We start from the raw sequence: 21,923 nt of genomic DNA on the forward strand, positions 1-21,923 counted from the left end.
TTTCTTTAATGACTATTCTTTTGTTTCTGACTCCACTTTAATTTCCGCCAGTTAATATATCCTCAACTGCTTTTTTACCCTGATCCACGCAATCAGGAAGGCCGATACCGTGATAACTGGCACCTGTTAAAGTAACTTGCGGATAATGTTCAGCCAGTTTGGTCTTTACATAGTGAAGTTTCTCAACATGCCCGACCTCATATTGCGGCATTGATTCCTTCCAGCGCTTTATACGGTAAAAGTGGGGTTCCCCTTCAATGTCCATAATATGATTAATATCTTCTTTCACTTTAGCCAGGATCGTTTCATCCGGCTGATCTACGATTGCATCATCGCCAGCTTTACCTACGTACACCCGCAGTAAAGCATAATCTTCCGGAGCGGCATGTTCCCATTTCTTATGAGTCCACGTACAGGCGGTAATGGTATAATCGGATTTTTTTGATACTACAAACCCTGTACCGTCAATATCTTTCTTAACAGCTTTTTTAGGATAAGCTAGTGCAATAGTCGCTACTGACGTTGAAGGCATGTCTCCTAAAGGCTTCATAAATCCGTGGCCGTTAAACAGCTCATAAGCGTGCTGATGAGGCGTAGTCAATATAACTTTGTCCACTGTATCTTCTGTCCCGTCACTAAAAATAAGACGGCAGCGCTCATCTTCGTTTTTAATCTCTGTCAACGCTTTTCCTTTTTGTACGTTTTCGTTGTCCAAATGTTCTTCCATTCGGTCGACGAGCGACTGCAAGCCGCTTTTGAAGGTTAAAAACATCCCGGACGGCTTTTTCTCAGGTTCATTAGAAGAAGGGGAAGCACTTTGACGCTTTGCCATCGAAGTTTTCATTCCTACGATGAGACTGCGGTACTTTGCTTCAATTTGCCTGAATTGCGGGAAAGTAGCCTTAAGGCTTAGACGGTCAATATCTCCTGCGTAAATCCCTGATAAGAGTGGTTCAATTAAATGGTCAACCACTTCGTTTCCCAGTCTTTTTCGGAAAAATCTCCCCAGAGACTGATCATCATCCCCTTCCGCTGTCCGCGGAATCACAAGGTCCATAGCTGCACGGGCTTTTCCGGCAGGCGAAAAAAGGCCTGTCTTAATAAATGGCATCCATTGGGTTGGAATACCCATAACGGCCCCTTCAGGCATAGGGTAGAGCTTATTATTATGAAGAATGAAAGAACCTGATTTATTATCAATTAACTCGTCTTCCATTCCTAATTCCCGGGCAAGCTTAGTCATGCTTGTCTTTCTGGCTAAAAAGGAATCCGGTCCCTGCTCAATAATAAATCCATCAGTGTAATCCGTTTCGATACGGCCGCCCAGTTTGTCTTTCGCTTCATACAGGACAAATTCCGCATCAAGGTTATCCTCTTTAATTTTCTTTTGTAAGTAAAAAGCGGCAGAAAGACCTGTCATACCGCCGCCAATCACTGCAATTCTTTGTTTAGGCATAGGTTATACATCCTTTAATGTTTTTTCAACCACTGTGGCGAGGGCATCGATGAATTCGTCCTTTGCATTTGGCATCTCAGGGCGGTAGTAGCCTGCGCCAACTTCATCTGTTACCACTTTACATTCATAATCGTTATCGTATAACACTTCAAGATGGTCAGCTACAAAGCCTACCGGACAGTACATAAACGCTTTATATTCATGCTTCTCATATAAATCTCTTGTGAGATCCTGCACATCCGGTCCGATCCAGGGATCCGGCGTATTTCCTTCACTCTGCCAGCCTATTCCATAATTCTCCACCCCAGCTTTTTCAGCAATTAATTCAGCGGTTTCTTTTAGCTGATCAGGATATGGATCGCCATTTTTTAAAATTTTCTCAGGCAGGCTATGCGCGGAGAAAATAACGACGTGATGGTTTTTTTCTTCTTCAGACATGGTTTCACGTGTTTTCCTGATTTCTTTGGCCCAGTAATCAATAAACTTCGGCTCATTATACCAGCTTTCCACACTTTTAATTGATGGACCGTTAATAGATTCAGCCTCTTCTTTCGCTCGACCATTATATGATTTTACACTGTAGGAAGAATAATGAGGCGCTAGTACAACACTGACCGCTTCGCTGATCCCGTCTTCTTTCATGCTGTGTACAGCATCTTCAACGAAAGGGTCAATATGTTTCAGCCCTTGATAAGCTTTAAACTGAACATCAGAAGAACGCCGGTTTAATTCCTGTTCCAGCTTTTCTGTCTGAGACGTCGTAATTTTAGCTAACGGGGAAATCCCTCCAATCGCCTCGTAACGTTCAGTCAAATCATCAAGCTGCTCCTGTGAAGGCTTTCTTCCTCTTCTGATATGGGTATAATACGGTTCAATCTCATCCATGCTTCTTGGTGTTCCGTAAGCCATAACTAATAAACCAATTGTTTTCTGCATCACATTCACCCTTTACCGGTTAATTTGAGCTAATTTCTCAGCTGAATACTCATGGACGAATGAAGTAAGCCGTTTTAACACAGCCGGATCGATCTCTGGGAAAACACCATGGCCTAAATTAAATATAAAACCAGGCTGCTTGATTCCCTGATCAATAATATGTTTTGCTTTTTCTTCAATAACAGACCAGGGAGCCATCAGCACACAAGGATCGAGGTTCCCTTGAACCGCTTTAGTAATCCCGTCTGCCCGCGCTTCCTGAATAGGATATCTCCAGTCCAGTCCAACGACATCGAGAGGAAGGTCATGCCAGTCCATTGTGAGATGCCTGGCCCCCACTCCGAACATAATAAGAGGTACCCCTTCTCCTCTTAACTGGGAGAATATTTTCTCCATAACCGGTTTGATATATGTCCGGTAATCCTCCCGGTTTAAAGCGCCAACCCAGGAATCAAAAATTTGAATGGCCTGGGCACCTGCTTTTATCTGAGATTTGACATAAGTTACGACCATATCGCCAAGTTTTTCCATCAGCAAATTCCATGCTTCAGGCTGAGAATACATCATAGCTTTCGTCTTATTATAATTTTTTGAAGGTCCGCCTTCAATCATATAGCTCGCAAGTGTGAAAGGAGCACCGCTGAAACTGATTAAAGGAACGCTTAACTGTGTACGCAGGATTTTAATTGTTTCCAGAACAAAATCCACGTCTTGTTCAGGTTGAATACTAGTGAGACGCTTAACGTCATCAAGAGTCCTGACCGGGTTTCCAATAACCGGCCCGATTCCTTTTTTAATCTCTACGTCCACTCCCATGGCCGGTAAAGGGGTCATAATATCTTTATAAAGAATGGCTGCATCATTGTTATATTGATCAACCGGCAGTTTGGTTACCCATGCACAGGTTTCAGGCCGGTGTGTAATCTCTTCAAGACTGTATTTTTTCTTTAATTCTCTGTATTCAGGCTGTGATCTGCCTGCCTGCCTCATATACCAGACAGGAACGTGGTCAATTTGTTCTCTTTTACAAGCTTTCAAAAACTGGTCATTAAACTGAACGGTCAATGGTTACACCTCAAATCATAGGATAACTTCTCTCTATTAAAAGCGTTCCAATAAAAAAGAACACTAAGGTAAATTTTACACTACATCCCGCATCCGGGTATAGTGCAGATGCTCTTTTGTTCACACATTTATCACATTTCCCGTTATATCCTTCCAAAAGTCCCTGCCTGCCATTTTTTCTGAAATAGAGCTTCAAGAAGCGTTATCCTGGGAAAACAGGCGAAAACGTGCTTCAGCGACGTTTGACTCGGAGCCTTCTCTGTCAATTTGGGGATTGTACGGTACTACCACATACTGTGATGACGAAAATAAGCTCGCCCCTTGAACAGTATACTCAGTTTCACCTACTACTTCATCAATTAACGTTTTCCCACCGCCTGTTCTTTCATAAATCCGGTAATGCACCCGCTTATCACCGCTCCCTGACCATTCCAGGTCAACGTGTGCTCCTCTGAAGCCGACAGAAAAATCTGCCGATAAGTCAGTTATTTCAACCAGCCGGATGGGCTCGGCCAAATCTTCTACACCGGAAGGTTTTTGAAATGCCAAAGCAGTTTCACTTCTTCTGTCATTAATTTCTCCTAGTATCGTTTTAAACGCTCTGACTGACACAGCACTTGAGTCAGTCAAATAGTAATCGGAATCTGTACGGTCATATCCCATCCAGATTGCTCCGGTCAGGTCAGGGGAATATCCTGCGAACCACAAATCCCTGGCAGCTCCTTCCACTGATTCAAAAGAAGTCGTTCCTGTTTTACCTGCTAAGGCCCCTTTATAATCGCCGGCACTTCCAGTCCCTTCCTCAACGACAGATTCCAGCATTCTTGTCATATACCAGGCAGTCTGGGGTGAAATGACCTCCGTTTCCTCTGTTTCATTCTCGGCAATTAAGTCACCGTTTCTGCTGTAAATTTTTTCTATAAAATAAGGGTCGGAGTATGTCCCTTCATTAGCAAATGTACGGTAAGAAGCAGCCAGCTGAACAGGAGTGACTCCATTCTCCAGTCCTCCTAACGCAATACTGAGCCCTTCATCTTCAAGAAGGATATTCTGTTTTTCCATGTACGCTTTAGAAGTCTCCACACCAAGCTGCTCAAGTGCCCAGACAGCTGGCAGATTTACCGAGTTTTTCACTGCGTCAAACATTGTCACTTCGCCTGCGTAGCTCCGATTAATATTCCTAGGACTGTAACCCTCAAAATCCATTTCTTCATCTTTTAATAATGAGAACGGATTAAACAGATTTTCTTCCATGGCAGGAGCAAACACTGCCACAGGTTTAAAAGCAGAACCCGGCGAACGTTCTGCCAAAGCACGGTTAAAGCCTTTCCTCACATAATCACGCCCGCCCTGAACTGCTGCAACGCCTCCAGTTTTATTATCAAGAAGCACGACACTTCCCTGAACATCCTGTCCGTCTTTCGAAGCCGGAAATAAATCATCTTTTTGAAAGTTATCATATGTCGTTTGCTGGGCATCCGGATCCATCGCTACGACTATTTTATAACCGCCTTTCAACAGCTCATTTTCACTTATACCGTATTTTTCCTCCGCTTCCAGCAAAACCATATCAATATAAGTTAAATAAGCAGGGTTTTGTGTAATCTTCGTCTGGTCGGAAGGCAATGTGCGTCCCTTCAGCCTTACGGCTTCCTCAGCTGTAATGAAATCACGGCGCTCCATCACATCCAGCACAAGATCTCTTCTTTCCTTGCTTCTTTCAGGGTCCAGGAATGGAGAATAATGGTTAGGAGCTTTTGGCAAGGCGGCAAGCAAAGCACCTTCTTCTATAGAAAGGTCATTGACAGGCTTATCAAAATACAGTTTAGACGCTGCTTCGACCCCATGGGCCCCGTGGCCGAAATAAATACGGTTTAAATACATTTCAAGAATTTCCTCTTTTGTGTACCTTCTTTCGAGATTCACAGCAATTAAGACTTCCTTAGTTTTTCTCATCCATGACTTTTCATGGGTAAGAAAAGCGTTCTTGGCTAATTGCTGGGTGATGGTGCTCCCTCCTTCAGCTTTAGATCGGGAGATAATATCCCTGTACAGAGCACGCCCGATCGCTCTGAAGTCTATGCCTGTATGCTGAAAAAAACGGTGGTCTTCCACAGCAATAAACGCCTCCTGAACATGCTGCGGAATCTCCTCTAAGTCCACCACTTCCCTGTTTTCAAGAAATAATTTAGTGATTTCATACCCTTCCTGGTTAACCACCGTCGTTGATTCATTAAAAACCAGCTCTTTTTCATCAATGGCATAGTTTCCAAATATGATGATCCCCGCATAAACAGAGAATCCGATTATTAAGAATGATAGAATAAATACAATACCTAGCATCATCTTTCGTTTCCACATGATGGTTTCACCCCCCCATTATCTAACCATTATACGCCACGTCGAAAAAATTGACGAATATTCACACCTCCAGTTTACGGGATAAGGTTTCCTGGGGTTTCAACAAGTGAACAATAAGTGAAATTCATTCTAACTTACTAAATTTTCGTGTATAGTATTAGTGATAACTGTTTTTAATTGGCTGGGGGTTATAGAGATGGATTTAATGAGTATTTTTGTTATAAATGAAGTCACATTTTTGTCCTTATGGATTGCTTTACTTGCAGGAATAATTTCTTTTTTATCTCCTTGTGTTTTCCCGCTCGTTCCTGCCTATATTGCTCAGCTGACAGGGAGCGGAATTGCGGATAATGAAATTGCAGCTGACCGGAGACTGATCTTCACGAGAAGTATAGGCTTTATAATCGGCTTCACTTCCATATTTTTAATTCTCGGTGCTTCCTCCTCATTTATCGGTACCCTTTTCTTTCAGAACCAGGGCCTGCTTGAACAGCTTGGGGGAATCATTATCGTATTATTCGGGCTTCAGCTGATGGGCGTATTTAACCTGAATTTCCTGATGAGCGAAAAAAAACTTATGAAACCTACTAAATCAACAAGCTTCGGCCGGTCTGTTTTATTTGGTTTAGTGTTCGCTGCCGGCTGGTCGCCTTGTATTGGTCTTGTATTAGGTTCTATCCTTACCTTGGCTGCTCAAAGTACAGATACGTATGGAGCTATGCTGCTTTTATTTTTCTATTCTATCGGGATCGGTATTCCGTTTTTAATTGTAGCCATGATCTATTCAAAATCGATTAATAAAATCCGTAATCTTAACCGGTATCTGCCTGTTATCCAGAAAACAAGCGGGGCGATTATGATTGTTTTAGGGGTAATGCTCTTCACCGGAATATTTGCCAGAATGGCTGCTTATCTGTCACAGTTTATCCCATTTAATATTTAGCTTATTTCAGACTCTCATTTCCTTTTAAAAAGGAATGAGAGTTTTTAAATAAAGGAGATAGCCCGTCCTGTCCAGAAATATTTTAAAGATAAAGAATCTATAAGTATGAATTTTTTTGCGAGGAGAGATAGGAGAATGTACAAACAACTAAGTGAAAAACTTGCAGCTTATTACGAAGAAATGGTGAATATCCGCCGTCATTTGCACCAGTATCCTGAACTGTCTTTTAAAGAAGTTAAGACACCCGAATATATTGCCGACTATCATAAACAACTTGGGCATGATGTAAGAGAAAACGTCGGTGAAAACGGAGTCACAGCCGTGCTTAAAGGTAATTCCCCCGGCCCCACGGTAGCTTTAAGGGCCGATTTTGACGCCTTGCCTATCCAGGATGCGAAAGATGTGCCTTACAAATCACAAGTACCCGGAGTTATGCATGCTTGCGGGCATGATGCCCACACGGCGCTTCTACTCGTGCTCGCTAAAGCATTAAATGAGATGAGAGGGGAACTCCAAGGGAATGTGGTCTTTATCCATCAGTATGCAGAAGAATTAGCTCCCGGCGGAGCAAAGCCGATGATTGAGGACGGGTGTTTAGATGGGGTGGATGTCATTTACGGAACCCATTTATGGGCGACAACTCCTTTAGGAACTATAGAATATAATGAAGGCCCGCTTATGGCAGCTGCTGACCGCTTCAAAATCAAGGTGCAGGGCAAAGGCGGACATGGGGCCCAGCCTCATTTTACAAAAGACGCTGTGTTAATCGGCTCTCAAATTGTTCAATCGTTACAGAACATTGTCAGCAGACGGGTAGACCCTCTTGATGCCGCTGTTATAAGCATTGGGGCTTTTGAAGCAAAAAACGCTTTTAACGTCATAGCAGATACGGCCACAATGGACGGAACCGTCCGGACATTCAGTGAGGAGGTCCAGGAGCAGATTCAAAAGGATATGTCGGAAGTCATTCATGGAGTGACTGCCAGTTTCGGTGCGGAAGCCGATTTTAAATATTTCAAAGGCTACCCTGCTGTTATAAACCATAAAAATGAAGCAGAATTTTTAAGAGAAACCGCGTCTGAAACAGCAGGAATAGAAAAAGTGGTGCATGCTAAACCTCAAATGGGAGGGGAAGACTTCAGCTACTATCTTCAAAATGTCAGAGGAGCTTTCTTTTTTACAGGCGCAAAAAATCCTGAATGGGAAACAGCCTATCCTCATCACCATCCGCATTTTGATATAGATGAACGCTCCATGCTTCATGGAGCAAACGTCCTCGGCAACCTTGTTTTAAAAACGTTTGAAAATAATTAATTTAGAGGGCTGGGACAATAAAATAGAAATCATAAAGAAAGCCGAACAAACGAAAATTTTGTTCGGCTTTTCTTTTTGAGAAAGGTGGATCACTTTTAGTTTTACCAATTATTAAATAGCCTCAGTTTTTTATTGAAGGACAGAAGGCGGTGACGCCACAGGGGGTTAAGGCTGAAGATCCAATTCAACGAAGCTCCAAGCTGAGTTGAATTTAGCTGAAGACAAGCCCCTAGGCAAGCGTCCGCCTGGCGGACTGAAATCACTTAACCACGAGATTGTAAAAGACGAACAACAATTTTATCAGTATCCCATTACTTTCTTATTTCATTATACATAATTACCCAGTGATTAGATCATCCTACCAAATGTAGTAAATTATCACTCGAGGAGATGAAAAGATGAAGAAAAGAAAAGTAATGCTTCGTATTGTAACTATTTTATTTGTCCTGGTAACTTTCACAAAAATGGTTTCAGCGGACGGAATGGAAAATGCTATGGTGAGGATAGTGCATGCTTCTCCTGATGCTCCAGCGGTTGACATTGCGGTTAATGGCGATGTCGTTGTAGAAAACCTTGATTTCAAAACACCGACTGATTACTTAGAACTCCCTGAAGGCACACATACGGTTGAAATCTTTCCTGCAGGAGACTTAGAAACAGCGGTACTAACGAAAGACTTGTCGGTTGAAGGCGGACAGGCTTATACGGTGGCAGCAATTGATAGATTGGAAAACCTTCAGTTGAAAGTAATTGAAGATGAGACTGCTGCAACAGAAGGTATGACTTGGGTTCGCGCCGGCCACCTTTCACCAGATGCGCCGAGCGTTGACATTACCGCTAATGGAGAGGTTCTTTTTGCAAGTGCTTCTTTCCCTTCAGTAACGGATTATGCAGAAGTTTCTCCAATGACTGCCGATTTAGAAGTCAGAGTTGCAGGCACTGAAGATGCTGTCCTTGAACTTCCTCAGACTCAGTTAGAAGCAGATACGCTTTATACAGTATTAGCTGTTGGTTTAGTAGAAGGCGAACCTGGATTGGACGCTATTGTTCTCGCTGATCCATCTATGGACCGCATGCCTTCTGAGATGCCGGCTACTGGAATGGGCGGCGCTTCCTCCTATTCAGATAACTCTACTGTCCTTGGCGGCTTCTTAATGATTTTAATCGCACTTGGCTCAATCTTTTTATTATTTCGCCAGCCATGGCAAACAGAAAACTAAGCAAAAGTTATATATGGTGATGTCAGCAGGCGTTCTGCTTTTTGGATCGAACGTACACGCGTCAGCTTCCGCTGAGGGACTAACTGCTCAAGGTGTGACGCCTGTACTCATCCATATTCCAAAATTTAATCTGTCTGTGACAGTGGAATCCTGCAGTTTAAAGAAGGACGGCTCCCTCGAATTGCCGGAATCCGGGGACGTCGCCGGCTGGTTTACGAATTCTTCTAAACCGGGAGCTTCAGGAAATGCTGTTATTGCAGGGCATGTGGATGACTTTACGGGGCCTGCTGCTTTTTTCCCTTTAAAAAACCTGGTTGCAGGTGATGAAATAATCGTAGAGTCCGCTGACAGCCAGACGCTTGTCTTCCAAGTGACTGATTTGAAAGCATATCCAAGGGAAAATGCCCCTATCCAACAAATATTCGGTTATTCGAGTAAACCTCGCCTGAATTTGATCACATGCCATGGTTTATTTAACCGGGACTTGAAAACGCACGAAGAGCGTCTCGTCATTTTTACAGATTTAAAGGGTTAAAACCATGTTAAAAAGCCTGTTTGGGAACTGTTCCCAAACAGGCTTTCTGATGAGGCGGAGACAAAAAGAATAGTCTCTTCAGCCCTTCAATAGACGGTGTCTGTAACTGTTTTTCGCATGATAGGCGAGAATATCCAAGTAGTGATAATTAGCCGTTGCTCCTACAATAGCACCAAAGCCGGGAATTAACTGCAGCGTTTTCGGCAAATCAATAAAATCCCGGTACTCGAGCTGGAAAGATCTCCAGTCCAAATCCCTTAAATCAGCTGCTTCACCTTTTAAACTCCGCACGTTTTCTTCCCAGTTCGTAATTTTATAAAAAACTTCTTTCTTCTTTTCCTCTCTTGAAAAAGCCAGTTGAAAGACGTGCAGTAAAAACATGCGTTCCTCAATCTCGTCGACATTAAAACCGTAAATTTTTCCTGCATCAAATAAAAATTTCATTTTTATAGTCAGCAGCAGCGGAAAGTCTGCAACCCCGAGTAAAATCCCTCCGAAACCTGTGCCTGCCCCTTCTACTGCCGCTGTCCGCTTATAGGTGGTGACCCGTTTATCGAAAATTGATTCCCGTTCTTCAAGCGGCACATCTTCAAGCTTATTTAAATCGGACAAATAATCACTGCTCACTAAAGCTGCCTGAACCATTTGCCTTACACTTTCTGTAACCACTGCATGAAACCTTTCCGGCAGCCTGTTATTAATTTTGTTTTGCCATCGTTTACTGACTTTAGCAGGCATTGATGGTTCACGGCGTGTTTTATGTTCCCAACGCTGCATCTCACGCTCGACCTTCTCCATATACTCGCTCATCTCGGTCCCTCCTTATTTATATTTTACGTTAAGACCGGGAGAGAGTTTCGTACTTTTTCGGAAGTCTTACCATCAGATGGTACGAATAAACTGCAAGTGACAAAGCTAAAATGATAAGCCCCTGGCCGGCTCCGTAAGTAAGTGAAGCCGTTATTCCGAAGATAAGCGACTGAATAATCCCGAGAAATACAATCCAGAATTTATGCCCTGCCTGCTTATTTTCGGTCTGGAGAGGATATAAATCAACCATTTGGCTCGTATCATAGTGGTTCTTTAATGTTTCTATCTGAAGGGCCGTCATATAGGCAAATAAGGCGGCAACTAACCAGCGTCCCCAATCAAGCTCTACAATCGATATGAATAACCCGCCAATAATTGTCAGCCTTAAAAATATTCCGAAATAATCATTAGCTCGGAAAAAAGACCGGGCGAACATGTATTTATAAACATTTTTCTGCTCGAAACTGACAAGGTTATAGAGGGGATTCAACCAGCGCCGAAACCTTATTTTTGATTTTAAACTCGGTACATCAGTAAAGCTGTTAGCTACCCGGTAAAAAGTCATCACGGTCTGATTTTCAATCTCAACGAGCCTTTCCCACTTTAAACTGTAAGTTCTGGCTATTGCTCTGTAATACCCAATATAGAAAATAATCAGCGCACCAGCTATAAAAGCGAAAAGCCACCAGGGCTGCTGGGAAAACAGGGCATAGACAGCTACAGCATTAAGTCCTGCACGGAGGAATGTATGGTTTGTGTACTGTTTCCTGTCAAGTACTCTTTGTTCTTCAAAGCCGGCTGCCAGATTCCATAATTTTAATCCGCTTAATAATAGTAAAATAAGAATAAAACTGGTTCCTGTCTCACTGAGCCTGTCAAAAAACAACGGGGCAAGGATGAGCATACTTAAAGTCAGCCAAAACGTCTCCATCATCCAGCTGTACCGGATAGAGGAACGAATATATGCTGAGAGTTTTCCTTCCAGAGGAGTAAGAAAAATCAGATCGCCTTGCTTAAAGAACGTTCGGACCCGGCCTCTGGTTGTTAGCCACGTAAAGACCAGCGTAAAAAAGATGACAGCTGGAAAAGTTTCCGGGAGCCATTGCAAAAACTGCCCATAGTAATAGCTGCCAAACACAAAAAGTAAATAAATTGTAAATAAAAATCCGCTGTTTCCAATAAGGCGCAGATATCTTACCGCCATAGTCCAGTAATCACTGCGCCTTTTATCCCAAAGCTCCGCATTAGTCATGTCGATCTTCCTTCGTCATTTCAACATAAATATCGTCCAGGTCTGCACCGGGCATTTTAGCCTGCGCCTGCAGTTCATCCATCGTTCCCTGTAATATAATTTTTCCCTGGTGAAGAAACAAAAACCGGTCGCAATATTTTTCTGCCGTCGCTAATATATGGGTAGACATAAGAATTCCGCATCCTTCTTCCCTAAGTTCAAGCATTCTGTCCAGAAAAGATTTTATTCCTATAGGGTCGAGGCCCACAAAAGGTTCGTCAGCAATGTAAATAGAAGGCCTGATTAAAAAGGCACTCATAATCATCACCTTTTGCCTCATTCCCTTTGAAAAATGGCTCGGGAACCATTTTGCCATTTTAGTCATCCTGAATTCTTTCAGCAAACGGTTTGCCCGTACCTCAAAAACCTCTTTTTCCAATCCGTAAGCCATAGCTGTTAACTCCAAATGTTCCCATAGTGTCATTTCTTCATATAAAAGAGGAGTTTCAGGAATATAGGCTAAATTCTGCCTGTAATCGGTTTTGTTCTCTGCCATCGTTTTCCCAAGAATACGAACCTGCCCTTCATGAGGTTCCATCAATCCAAGAATATGTTTAATTGTCGTACTTTTCCCGGCCCCGTTCAGACCAATTAACCCAACCATCTCATTCGGATGGACGGAAAAAGAGACATTATGTAAGACCGGCTTATTTTTTTGATACCCGCCTGAAATCTGCCGGACATCCAACAATTCACTCATCTGCCAATTCCTCCTTCTCTTAACCACATCTTATTCCATTCTTTACTATATCTAAAACACTTAAACTTGAAAAGCAAGCACCGCAAAAATATGATAATATGTTAAGAAAGATTTTTATTAGGTGATGTTAAAGCACCGCAGGGGGCAGACTGTATAACTTTCAATTTTTTAAGAACGTGCGGTCTCTGCATAAAAGGCCTTCCCTGTGAGCTTTAACTTCTGATCTTCTATGCTTCCTTAAGCATACATAAGTCCATCCGCTTAAGCCATCCTATTTAAAGAGGTGATAACTATGCACGCACAAGAAGACTGTATTTTTTGTAAAATTATCGCAGGTGATATTCCTTCTGCGAAAGTGTATGAAGATGAAGATGTTCTGGCTTTCCTCGATTTAAGCCAGGTAACAGAAGGTCATACGCTGGTAATTCCAAAAAATCATGAAGAAAACCTTTATGAATTATCTGAAGAAACAGCTGAAAAGTTATTTAAAGCAGTCCCTAAAGTAGCTAATGCTATAAAGAAGGCGTTTAACCCTCTCGGATTAAACATGCTCAACAATAATGGGGAAGCTGCCGGCCAGTCTGTTTTCCATTATCATGTTCACTTGCTTCCGCGCTATGGAAAAGGGGACGGGTTCGGCGCTGTCTGGCACGACCACAGCAGCCAATACTCTTCTGAAGATTTAAAAAACATTGCAAAAACGATTCAATCAAAACTGTAAAGGCACCCGAAGCAAATCGATTGTACGGGAACTAACTCTCGTACAATTTATTATTTAGCTCTGTTAATGGCAGGCTGTTTTAAAGAGCGGAGCGGCCTTTTTTTAAAATCAGCAGCCCTAATGACGGAGCCCATTATTTTTAAACAGGATTGTCAGAAAGTTTAAAGAATTTATTCAGGAGGTTTTGTAAAGTGACAACAGTTTATAATTTTAATGCAGGGCCCAGTCCGATACCTGCGCCCGTTTTAGCAAAAGCCAAGGAAGAAATGTTCAATTTTGAACAATCCGGTATGGCGGTGATGGAAATGAGCCACCGGAGCGCTTTATACGAAAAAATTCATTTTCATGCTATCGATCAGATTAGAAAAGTTCTTCATATTCCTGAGGAGTTTGAGATCCTGTTTCTGCAGGGAGGTGCCACCCTTCAATTTTCTATGGTCCCAATGAACTTTCTCCCTGAAGATAAATCCGCCGCCTACGTATTAACAGGGTCATGGTCTGAAAAAGCGCAAAAAGAGGCAAGTGCGATCGGTAAGGTTGAAACGTTCGCCAGCTCAAAAGATAATGACTACCGCTATATTCCTTCAGTTGATTTGGGTGGGCTGCCGGAAAACACGGCTTATGTTCACTTGACATCCAATAACACTATTTTCGGTACCCAATGGCCTGATTTCCCGGAGAAAAGTCACTGCCCTGTCATTGTAGATATGTCCAGTGATATATTGAGCCGGAATATTCCTTGGGAAAATATTGATATGGTATATGCCGGAGCCCAGAAAAACGCAGGTATGTCAGGAGTAACGTTAGTTATATTAAGAAAATCTTTACTTGAAAAAGCTAACAGCCAGCTGCCTCCCTCTTTGTCCTATAAACAGCACGCTGATAAACAGTCACTTTATAACACTCCGCCAACGGCAGCAGTCTATATTACCGGCTTAGTTGCTGACTGGATTGATGAACAACACGGCGTAGAAGGAATGGCTCAATTGGCAAAAGAAAAAGCAGACATGATTTATAACCTGATAGACGAGTCTAATGGTTTTTACACAGGACACGCCAGCGTTCCTTCACGATCCATGATGAATATAACTTTCCGACTTCCATCGGAAAATCTTGAGAAAAAGTTCCTCCAAGAAGCAGCAGCTAAAGGTTTTGTTGGATTAAACGGGCACCGGTCTGTTGGCGGATGCCGGATTTCGAATTACAACGCGGTACCTGTTTCCCATGTAAAAATCCTTAAAGACTTCATGATCGAATTTATGAATAGACACAGCTGATTATTTTAAACTTCCACTTTAACGCTTTAAACCAATTCTACCTCTCTATAATATTGACGTTCTTCATTAATATAATAGCCAGGAAAAACGAGCCTGTTTTTCCTGGCAAAACTCACTTATATAATTGTAATTTTATGGTATTATTTTAAAAAGTGCACCACATGGAGGTATTTTCCGGGTCCAATGGTCCATCAGTTCCCTAATTTAATTTTCAGAAAATACAGAATGATATTGAGAACCAAACATTTATTATGTTATGATGTTAATATCATTTTCCTAGTAAAATAATGAATTTTTTGAAAATATGAAAATTTAACTTTTCAGATGGAGGGAAACTATGGATCAACAATCTTCGCAATCCATGAAACAGTCTATAATGTTCAGTCATAAAATAGCTCAGCTGAGTAAAGCCCTATGGAAGTCTATTGAAAAGGACTGGCAAGCCTGGATTAAGCCATTCGATTTAAACATCAATGAGCACCATATTTTGTGGATCGCTTATCATCTGGAAGGGGCATCAATCTCCGATATTGCAAAATTCGGGGTAATGCATGTGTCTACCGCATTTAATTTCTCGAAAAAATTGGAAGAACGAGGGTTACTGACTTTTTCAAAACGCCAGACCGATAAACGGAATACCTACGTTTATCTCACTCCCGAGGGTGAAGAGTTGTTACTGGAAACGTTTGAATGTTATAACCCGCAGACTTACGGGGTTTACAGCGGCTCGCTGCCGATTAAAGACCTCTATGGAAAGTTTCCTGAATTCTCAGAACTGATGAGTATCGTTAAACATATTTACGGCCCTGATTTTATTTCAATTTTTGAGAAATCATTATCCAAATTTGAAGAAGATTTTACTGAAGAGGATGGGAAACTGCGCCCCATCCCGAAAAATAAAGAAGCGTCGTCCTCTTAGTAAAAAAGCAGACGGTGCCTCATTGGCCCCCAAGTGTTAGCCGCAAGCTAACATTTGGGGGCTTTATTTATGCTCTGATCCGTGCCGAAATTATCTCATTCAAAGTATTTCAAAAAATCGTATGGATTTATAAGTAATATTCTCTTATGAATCTTGTAAAAAGATAATGTATTTTACTAAGTGTCACAAACATTTCATAAAAACATATTCAAACAGAGTCATTCGATATCCTTAGGAAATCAAAGGAATTAGAAGAACAGAAGATGTGAACGCTTCACAATAAACGAAGAGCTGAAAAATTAATATTTTTTTTGCTAAAAACTATTGATTTCTTTTCGATTTCATCGTAAATTACTATAGTGCTTGATTGAAGCTTACTTTATTTCCAATATATAATTTCGTATTTTCAATGCAGGCTACAGCTTTGGGAGGTGGAAGCAGATGAACTGTCTAAAAACAATTTCGGTAGAAACACAATTTGGTAAAATGCGTCTTTGGTTTTTATCATCACTTATTATGATGGGATACTTTTTAATATTCTTTATGGTTTTCAGAACCTTTTTCTTTGCAGCACCTCTGGTTGATTACGGGGCAATTTTTCTGCTTCTTTCCCTTGCTGTTGTTTTGCCGCTCCATTTAGTTTTACACTGTCTTCCTATATGGCTCGTCGGTAAAAAAGCAACCTTTGGAATCAGAAAAAATCAATGGCCATATTTCTATTACTCAACAAAACAGCCGCTTTCCAAGCATATGAGTTTATTATCAACGGCTTCGCCTGCTTTTTTATTAACAGCTGTTTCAATAGCAGGAGCGTTTTTATTTCCTCATCTCGTTCATTATATTGCTATGATGTCTGCTTTGAATGTCGGTATTTGTGTTTATGACTTTATGAATTTTAAACAGATTAAAAGCGCACCTAAAGAGTGTTTGATTGAAGAAACCCGGGACGGATTTTACGTCCTTTATCCAACTTTTACTGATAGCTGGAAAAAAGAACCCTCATAAAGGGTTCTCAAGGCTGGGACAAAAGAATAGTTATCATAAAGAAAGCCGAACAAAATTCTCGAATTTTGTTCGGCTGTTCTTTTGAGAAAAGGAGATTTCAGTCCGCCAGGCCGACGCTTGCCCAGGGGATTGTCTTTTTAATCTGTCGGTTCACTTCCGGCGAAGGCTTACACCACAGGCATAAGTGCAACATCAGCTCGACAGAACCTCGCTGTGTTTTCTTTACCCGAGGGCTTGTCTTCAACTAACTTTCCCGAAGGATTGCTTCGGGAAAGTGGATTTTCAGACTTCGCCAATCCTCCGGGTGTCCTCGCCTTCGTTCACCAGAAAAAAAGTATTTAGCGGGTGCGTTTTTCTACAGGATTAGCTAAAATTAACTCAGCCTCGAGCTTCGTTAAATTGGATCTTCAGACTGTACTGGCGCTGGCGCCGGCGCCTTTCGTTCTTCAATCATTGTTCCAATTCCCTTTTCACTAAAGCAAGTAAAAAAGAAACCCGCATTTTCTATAAATGTGGGTTTCTCGACCATCTGAGAACCCTCTTAAAGGGTTCTTTTTTTAAGTTTGTTTCTTCAGTTTTTACCATTCATCGTACGTGATATGGATTTCTATATCATTATTTTCCAGGTCAAATGATTGAATTTGCAATACCATCTCCTCAGAGACCCCTTCCCTGACATTAACATAAAATAAGCTTTCTTCAGGGACTACATAAATCCACTCCGGCAGGTCTACAGTGGCACTGATTAACTGGAACACACGGCTTGAAGGAAGGTTAATATTACCTACTCTGAATGCCTCTTCCCGCAGTTCCAGATTTCCTTCCTCTGTCACATTTGGAGACAGAACCATTTCTATAGGGATAGTGACTCCAAAAGTTTGAACAGTTGTTTCCATATAGACAGCATCTTCTATATATAACTCATACTTATCCGAATCCTCTTCTTTTGCCAGTTCCTGCTGAAGCCAATAGTTTATATCCTCTCTCGTTGTAGTTACGGTGAAGGAAGCCCCTTCACGATCTTCAAACTCGTAAGCTTCAAATCCCCGTTCTCCCTCCTCAGGATCAGGAAAAGTATTGTTCACCCAGACGATTGCCGTAATAAAGAATATAATAATTAAACCCGCCAGAATAAAAAAAGCAGCTTTCCATTTATTAACCATAACGCCCTCCTATGTGGATGATTAATGATTGAGGAATGTGTTCCCTCCTCTTTTATAAAAAAAGTCATTCTTTAAAAACTTTAAACAAAACCCGGCTCTTATGCAAGTTTGCTAACATCCCAGTTTCTTCATTTCACGGAAAGGGAAATCTCTGTTACAATGGACATATTATGATTAAAGACACTCATCCTGCCTTCAATTTTACAGGATCACATTTTCCCTGTTCAGTCACTTTTAGAGTTTAAATTCAGTAGGATAGAAGTCTACCTTAAATGGAGGTTACTTACTTGATGTATTTACCTTTTTTCCTTTTTGCTACACTGTATCTTTTCATTATTAATTCTATGACAAACTCGTTATGTATTCAAAAAGAAATACCTGAAGAGCGGCAAGGGAAGGTTTTCAGGACTATTAATGTTCTTATAACCATACTGATTACTTCTTCATTTTTCAGGATATTTTTAACTTAGCATAACCGCTCTTTTAACTAAATGTTTTGTTAATAATTAAGGTAAAATTAACACTTATTTTCAACAGAGCGAACCTAAAAAGAAAAACTTGGCAAAGAGCCAAGTTTTTCTTTTTAGGTCATTTTAATACCACCAGGAAGCCCCTACTATCACGAGAAGGATAAATAATACCACCAGTAAAGCGAAACCATTATGATGTGAATAACTCATATTAACACCTCCTCTTGAAATTATGCAGAGCGCTCCAATGATTTAGTACCCCCAGGACGCGCCAATAATTACCAGTAAAATAAACAGTACAACTAACAATGCAAAGCCTGAATGATAAGAGTGAGACATTTAAATTCCTCCTTGTTTTAACGTTCCATACATCCTATTACTAAAATTAAAAAATGTATGGACGTTTATCACGGTTTTAAATAAAAGTTGAATAAGAAGGTAAGGTTAAGAAAATATTCCAAACTGATTTTGTATATGCTATATTTATACAGAAGCTTTATCAATTTAATGAAAAATAACATAGGAGTGACGGGTAAAGTGATAAAACGAACGGTATTATTTATTTTTACAGGGTTTGTAATGCTGACCGGGTGCACGAATGATTCAGAAGCAAATAACCTGGCTAATTCTGATAACGGAGAAACCAATGAGCAGATTATTGTGGAAACTGATGCGGGGGATGTGACTGAAGAAGAATTTATTCAGACTCTAAAACACAAATACGGTGACCAGGTACTCACTGAGCTAGTTCAGCAAAAAGTAATTGAAGCTGAAGCAGAGAATTTAGGAATAAATGAAGAAGATGTCCAAAATGAAATTGATTCTCTTATGGAAAACATGGGAGTCTCAAATGAAGAACAGTTTTATGAAATGATGCAGATGCAAGGAGTGGCTGATGAAGAAGAGCTTAGGGAACGTATCGTTAACCACCTCGTTATGCAGCATCGTGTTGGTCATGTCGGTGAAGTCAGCGATGAAGAACTTCAAGAAGAATTTGAAAAAGGAGAAGAAGTCGAAGCCAGACACATCCTTGTTTCTGACGCTGAGACAGCTGAAGAGCTCCATAACCGTTTAAATGAAGGAGACAATTTTGCTGATCTTGCCGAGGAATATTCTGAAGATCCTGGTTCCAGAGATGAAGGCGGCAGTCTGGGCAGTTTTCGAAGAGGAACGATGACTCCTCCTTTTGAAGAAGCAGCATTTAATCTGGAAATCGGGGAATTAAGTGATCCAGTTGAAAGCCAGTTTGGATTCCATATTATTGAGGTCACTGACCGTATTCCTTTTGAGGATGACTTTGACGAAGTAAAAGAACAGCTGAGGGCAGCATTTACCGAGCGAAAACTTCACAGAATGAATAAAGAACAAGAAGAGTTGATGGATAATATTAATATCGAAGTCCACTCTGAAGAGTATGAGCATCTTTTTAATACTGAAACCGAGTAAGAGCTGCCTCAACCTCGTCAATAGATAACATACGCAATTTTTGACCCACTCAGTTAAGGTACTGCCTGCTGAGTGGGTCTTTACTTATCTGTCCGAACGTTACAAAAGGGGAGCCTAAAAGGCTCGATTTTTGCCCCTTTGTTTTTTATCATATGTTATTCGCCGTTTTGTTTTCACCTGATCCTTCAGGCTTACATAAAGTAAATATAGGTTAATGGCCTAATTCCATCAAGGAAAGGGTGAAGTAGAATGTCAGGCAATGCCGCTTCTCCTGAATATTCAAGTTTTACATTAATTGTAGTTTTGTTTATTCTTCTTATTATTATAGGCGCTGCTTACTTGTATTAGTTTTTTTCTAAATAAACCGGGCTCCCATCGAAAATTAAATGTGGGAGCTTCTCCCTTCTTCTTTTCATAAGCTCTTTCTTTAATAGTCATACATCCGCTTGCAATGACCCCCAATAGCAGAAAATAAATCCACCACGGCTGGTTAAACAACCAAGTACCTAAAGACGTTAAAGAAATGATACGGATCGCAATGACCATAAAGACTGCTCCTGCCAGGGTAAAGACAACTGTTAACGGGTTCATGAAATACCTCCTTATACTAAATGATTTGCTCTATTAAAAGGTATGAGTAACTCTATTAAAAAATGATAGATGTTTTGGATTTTTTTATAAGGGTAGATAAACATTACATTACTTAATACGGAGGAGACTTAATCATGAGAAATATTCAGCTTAATGAAATGACATATGGCGAATTTCAAGAGCAGCTTGTCCGCCACGTAATGAAAAAAATCGAAGAGGAAAAGGATACATCTTCACTTATTTATTTCCCAGTGGTACATGAAAGAGTGGAAGCATTTTTACTTGCTCACTGGCAGCAGGCATGGCAGGAATGCAACCAGTTAACATGGAATGAATGGTTATTATCCAGCTGTTATACTATTTTTGAAAATGAAGTACTTGATGATATTTTAGAACCGGATCACCTCTTTGACCTTACAGAGCAGACAGAGGAAGTGAACCCGGTTGAAAACAAATAAGCTGTCCAGAAACATTAAAGTCCACCAATCTTAGTAACTATGGATGAAGAGGTATGACATAGTTACAGAGTGGTGGACTCATTTTATATTCTTTTAAATTATGTATCTGCCGGTCTATAAATCGATTGGCTTCTGATGAAAGCCTGGCTTGTAAAATGAACGGTTGTCCATAGCAAAGACCCGCTCTGAAAATTCCCCAGGCATAACCCGGTCTAACGCTCTGTCCATCATATTCATTTTCGCATCTATATTATCGACCATATGTAACATTTCCGCTTCCCTGATCATCGGTGCTTTAGGGCTCCCCCACTCGCCTTTTGAATGATGTGAAAGAACGAGATGCTGAAGAACCATAACTTCTTCCCCTTCAATTCCCAGTTCTTTTGCAGCTTCTTCAATTTCATTTACCATCATACTGATATGGCCTATAAGTTTCCCTTCAACTGTATATTGAGTAGCCATAGGTCCTGACAGTTCCCTGACTTTTGCCATATCATGGAGAATAACGCCGGCATACAGTAAATCCTTATCTAAACTTGGGTAAAGCTGGGCTATTCCTTTGGCCAGCTGCAGCATAGACACAACATGATAGATAAGTCCTGAAACAAATTCATGATGATTTTTCGTCGCTGCGGGAGACACAGAAAAGGCTTTTTGATGTTTTTTAAAAAGGTGCCTAGTAATTCGCTGGATTTTTGCATTTTGCATATCAAAAATATATTGGGTAATCTCTTCAAGCATTTCTTCCCGGTTTCTCGGCGCTGAAGGTAAAAAGTCATCCGCTTTTACTTGATCCATTCCGGAAGTCGGACGAATAGCCTTTATTTTGAGTTGCCTCATTCCCCTGAAATCCTGAACCTCTCCCTGAAGGTGGACAACCGTTCCACTTATGAAAGTAGCTTCATCTTCCGGAGAAATGCCCCACAGCTTCGCTTCAATTTCTCCTGTTTTATCTGTAAGCTGAAGAGTCAGAAAAGGTTTCCCGTTACTCGCAATCCCTTTTTTAGATGTTTTAATTAATAAATAGGCATCGACTTGTTCACCTATTTGATGATGGTGTATTCCTTTTTTCATTCCGCCAATTACCTCCAGTTTTTACTTTTCCCAATTATAACATAAGCAGCTTTTTCTAACGATAATCATCTATAAGCCTCGTTCCCAAAGCAATCCTTAGGAACGTTAGTTGAAGACAAGCCCTCGGGTAAAGAAAACACAGCGAACTTCCACACGGATGTGGTGACT

At 41.0% G+C, this 21,923-nt stretch carries 24 protein-coding genes and 1 pseudogene; 12 read left to right on the forward strand and 13 right to left on the reverse strand.

Features of this window, described 5'->3' with window-relative positions; genetic code table 11:
* Window positions 1-37 precede the first annotated feature (37 nt).
* From hemY to BMW59_RS04920, 4 genes are all read right to left on the reverse strand, one after another.
* On the reverse strand, window positions 38-1,456 hold the full coding sequence (gene hemY / locus BMW59_RS04900) for a protoporphyrinogen oxidase (RefSeq protein WP_093048104.1): 1,419 nt from the start codon (window positions 1,454-1,456) through the stop codon (window positions 38-40).
* Between the two features lie 3 nt (window positions 1,457-1,459).
* Complete coding sequence (gene hemH / locus BMW59_RS04905) at window positions 1,460-2,392, reverse strand: ferrochelatase (protein ID WP_425441253.1); 933 nt, start codon at window positions 2,390-2,392, stop codon at window positions 1,460-1,462.
* Window positions 2,393-2,404: 12 nt separating this feature from the next.
* Window positions 2,405-3,457 (reverse strand): uroporphyrinogen decarboxylase, encoded by a 1,053-nt coding sequence (gene hemE / locus BMW59_RS04910; RefSeq protein ID WP_093048111.1) that lies wholly within the window; start codon window positions 3,455-3,457, stop codon window positions 2,405-2,407.
* A gap of 192 nt (window positions 3,458-3,649) precedes the next feature.
* Window positions 3,650-5,818, reverse strand: coding sequence for a transglycosylase domain-containing protein (locus BMW59_RS04920; RefSeq protein ID WP_093048115.1), 2,169 nt, complete (start codon window positions 5,816-5,818; stop codon window positions 3,650-3,652).
* 196 nt (window positions 5,819-6,014) lie between these two features.
* Here BMW59_RS04920 and BMW59_RS04925 point away from each other — a divergent pair, with 196 nt between their 5' ends.
* The 4 genes from BMW59_RS04925 to BMW59_RS04940 all read left to right on the forward strand — a co-directional run bounded on the left by BMW59_RS04925 (window position 6,015) and on the right by BMW59_RS04940 (window position 9,830).
* Window positions 6,015-6,761, forward strand: a complete 747-nt coding sequence (locus tag BMW59_RS04925; protein ID WP_093048117.1) for a cytochrome c biogenesis CcdA family protein — start codon at window positions 6,015-6,017, stop codon at window positions 6,759-6,761.
* A gap of 135 nt (window positions 6,762-6,896) precedes the next feature.
* Window positions 6,897-8,075, forward strand: a complete 1,179-nt coding sequence (locus BMW59_RS04930; protein WP_093048119.1) for a M20 family metallopeptidase — start codon at window positions 6,897-6,899, stop codon at window positions 8,073-8,075.
* Between the two features lie 398 nt (window positions 8,076-8,473).
* Complete coding sequence (locus BMW59_RS04935) at window positions 8,474-9,295, forward strand: DUF4397 domain-containing protein (protein WP_093048121.1); 822 nt, start codon at window positions 8,474-8,476, stop codon at window positions 9,293-9,295.
* Window positions 9,296-9,308: 13 nt separating this feature from the next.
* On the forward strand, window positions 9,309-9,830 hold the full coding sequence (locus BMW59_RS04940) for a class F sortase (protein WP_093048123.1): 522 nt from the start codon (window positions 9,309-9,311) through the stop codon (window positions 9,828-9,830).
* 78 nt (window positions 9,831-9,908) lie between these two features.
* Here the strand turns inward: BMW59_RS04940 and BMW59_RS04945 are convergent, their stop codons facing one another.
* From BMW59_RS04945 to BMW59_RS04955, 3 genes are read right to left on the reverse strand one after another with little or no spacing between them, the layout of a single operon-like run.
* Window positions 9,909-10,640 carry an EcsC family protein gene (locus tag BMW59_RS04945; RefSeq protein WP_093048125.1) on the reverse strand — a complete coding sequence of 244 codons (732 nt, stop codon included), beginning with the start codon at window positions 10,638-10,640 and terminating at the stop codon, window positions 9,909-9,911.
* A gap of 28 nt (window positions 10,641-10,668) precedes the next feature.
* Window positions 10,669-11,892 (reverse strand): ABC transporter permease, encoded by a 1,224-nt coding sequence (locus BMW59_RS04950; protein WP_093048127.1) that lies wholly within the window; start codon window positions 11,890-11,892, stop codon window positions 10,669-10,671.
* The gene (locus BMW59_RS04955) at window positions 11,885-12,631 is read right to left on the reverse strand and encodes an ABC transporter ATP-binding protein (protein ID WP_093048130.1); all 747 of its coding nucleotides are present in this window, start codon (window positions 12,629-12,631) and stop codon (window positions 11,885-11,887) included. The genes BMW59_RS04950 and BMW59_RS04955 overlap by 8 nt, the downstream gene beginning before the upstream one ends.
* A gap of 292 nt (window positions 12,632-12,923) precedes the next feature.
* On the opposite strand from BMW59_RS04955, the gene BMW59_RS04960 reads away from it, so the two are divergent.
* The 4 genes from BMW59_RS04960 (at window position 12,924) to BMW59_RS04975 (ending at window position 16,553) form a co-directional block, all read left to right on the forward strand.
* The gene (locus tag BMW59_RS04960; RefSeq protein WP_093048133.1) at window positions 12,924-13,352 is read left to right on the forward strand and encodes an HIT family protein; all 429 of its coding nucleotides are present in this window, start codon (window positions 12,924-12,926) and stop codon (window positions 13,350-13,352) included.
* Window positions 13,353-13,543: 191 nt separating this feature from the next.
* Window positions 13,544-14,629, forward strand: a complete 1,086-nt coding sequence (serC, locus tag BMW59_RS04965) for a 3-phosphoserine/phosphohydroxythreonine transaminase (protein WP_093048136.1) — start codon at window positions 13,544-13,546, stop codon at window positions 14,627-14,629.
* A gap of 337 nt (window positions 14,630-14,966) precedes the next feature.
* Complete coding sequence (locus BMW59_RS04970) at window positions 14,967-15,548, forward strand: HTH-type transcriptional regulator Hpr (RefSeq protein ID WP_093048139.1); 582 nt, start codon at window positions 14,967-14,969, stop codon at window positions 15,546-15,548.
* 441 nt (window positions 15,549-15,989) lie between these two features.
* On the forward strand, window positions 15,990-16,553 hold the full coding sequence (locus BMW59_RS04975; RefSeq protein ID WP_093048142.1) for a DUF3267 domain-containing protein: 564 nt from the start codon (window positions 15,990-15,992) through the stop codon (window positions 16,551-16,553).
* 394 nt (window positions 16,554-16,947) lie between these two features.
* On the opposite strand, the gene BMW59_RS22195 is transcribed toward BMW59_RS04975, so the two are convergent.
* Window positions 16,948-17,082, reverse strand: coding sequence for a hypothetical protein (locus BMW59_RS22195; RefSeq protein WP_281244216.1), 135 nt, complete (start codon window positions 17,080-17,082; stop codon window positions 16,948-16,950).
* Between the two features lie 49 nt (window positions 17,083-17,131).
* Window positions 17,132-17,716 (reverse strand): YpmS family protein, encoded by a 585-nt coding sequence (locus BMW59_RS04980; RefSeq protein ID WP_093048145.1) that lies wholly within the window; start codon window positions 17,714-17,716, stop codon window positions 17,132-17,134.
* Between the two features lie 290 nt (window positions 17,717-18,006).
* Between BMW59_RS04980 and BMW59_RS22000 the strand changes: the two genes are divergently transcribed.
* Window positions 18,007-18,186 carry a hypothetical protein gene (locus BMW59_RS22000; protein WP_093048148.1) on the forward strand — a complete coding sequence of 60 codons (180 nt, stop codon included), beginning with the start codon at window positions 18,007-18,009 and terminating at the stop codon, window positions 18,184-18,186.
* 123 nt (window positions 18,187-18,309) lie between these two features.
* Here BMW59_RS22000 and BMW59_RS04990 read toward each other — a convergent pair whose 3' ends face one another.
* Together BMW59_RS04990 and BMW59_RS04995 are read right to left on the reverse strand one after the other, a co-directional pair.
* A complete protein-coding gene (locus tag BMW59_RS04990; RefSeq protein ID WP_093048151.1) occupies window positions 18,310-18,396 on the reverse strand; it encodes a YjcZ family sporulation protein in 87 nt (28 codons plus the stop codon).
* Window positions 18,397-18,438: 42 nt separating this feature from the next.
* Window positions 18,439-18,525 carry a YjcZ family sporulation protein gene (locus BMW59_RS04995; protein WP_093048154.1) on the reverse strand — a complete coding sequence of 29 codons (87 nt, stop codon included), beginning with the start codon at window positions 18,523-18,525 and terminating at the stop codon, window positions 18,439-18,441.
* A gap of 168 nt (window positions 18,526-18,693) precedes the next feature.
* Here BMW59_RS04995 and BMW59_RS05000 point away from each other — a divergent pair, with 168 nt between their 5' ends.
* Both BMW59_RS05000 and BMW59_RS22005 read left to right on the forward strand, forming a co-directional pair.
* Entirely contained in the window at window positions 18,694-19,632 is a 939-nt protein-coding gene (locus BMW59_RS05000) for a peptidylprolyl isomerase (protein ID WP_177174186.1), read from the forward strand.
* 249 nt (window positions 19,633-19,881) lie between these two features.
* On the forward strand, window positions 19,882-19,980 hold the full coding sequence (locus BMW59_RS22005) for a YjcZ family sporulation protein (protein WP_093048159.1): 99 nt from the start codon (window positions 19,882-19,884) through the stop codon (window positions 19,978-19,980).
* 66 nt (window positions 19,981-20,046) lie between these two features.
* Here BMW59_RS22005 and BMW59_RS22010 read toward each other — a convergent pair.
* Window positions 20,047-20,223 (reverse strand): annotated as a pseudogene (locus BMW59_RS22010) (hypothetical protein); the annotation flags it as partial.
* Between the two features lie 134 nt (window positions 20,224-20,357).
* Here BMW59_RS22010 and BMW59_RS05010 point away from each other — a divergent pair.
* A complete protein-coding gene (locus BMW59_RS05010) occupies window positions 20,358-20,681 on the forward strand; it encodes a hypothetical protein (protein ID WP_093048162.1) in 324 nt (107 codons plus the stop codon).
* A gap of 114 nt (window positions 20,682-20,795) precedes the next feature.
* On the opposite strand, the gene yhaM is transcribed toward BMW59_RS05010, so the two are convergent.
* Entirely contained in the window at window positions 20,796-21,755 is a 960-nt protein-coding gene (gene yhaM, locus BMW59_RS05015; RefSeq protein ID WP_093048164.1) for a 3'-5' exoribonuclease YhaM, read from the reverse strand.
* Between the last annotated feature and the right edge of the window lie 168 nt (window positions 21,756-21,923).

Source organism: Salipaludibacillus aurantiacus (assembly GCF_900111295.1).
GTDB lineage: Bacteria > Bacillota > Bacilli > Bacillales > Salisediminibacteriaceae > Salipaludibacillus > Salipaludibacillus aurantiacus.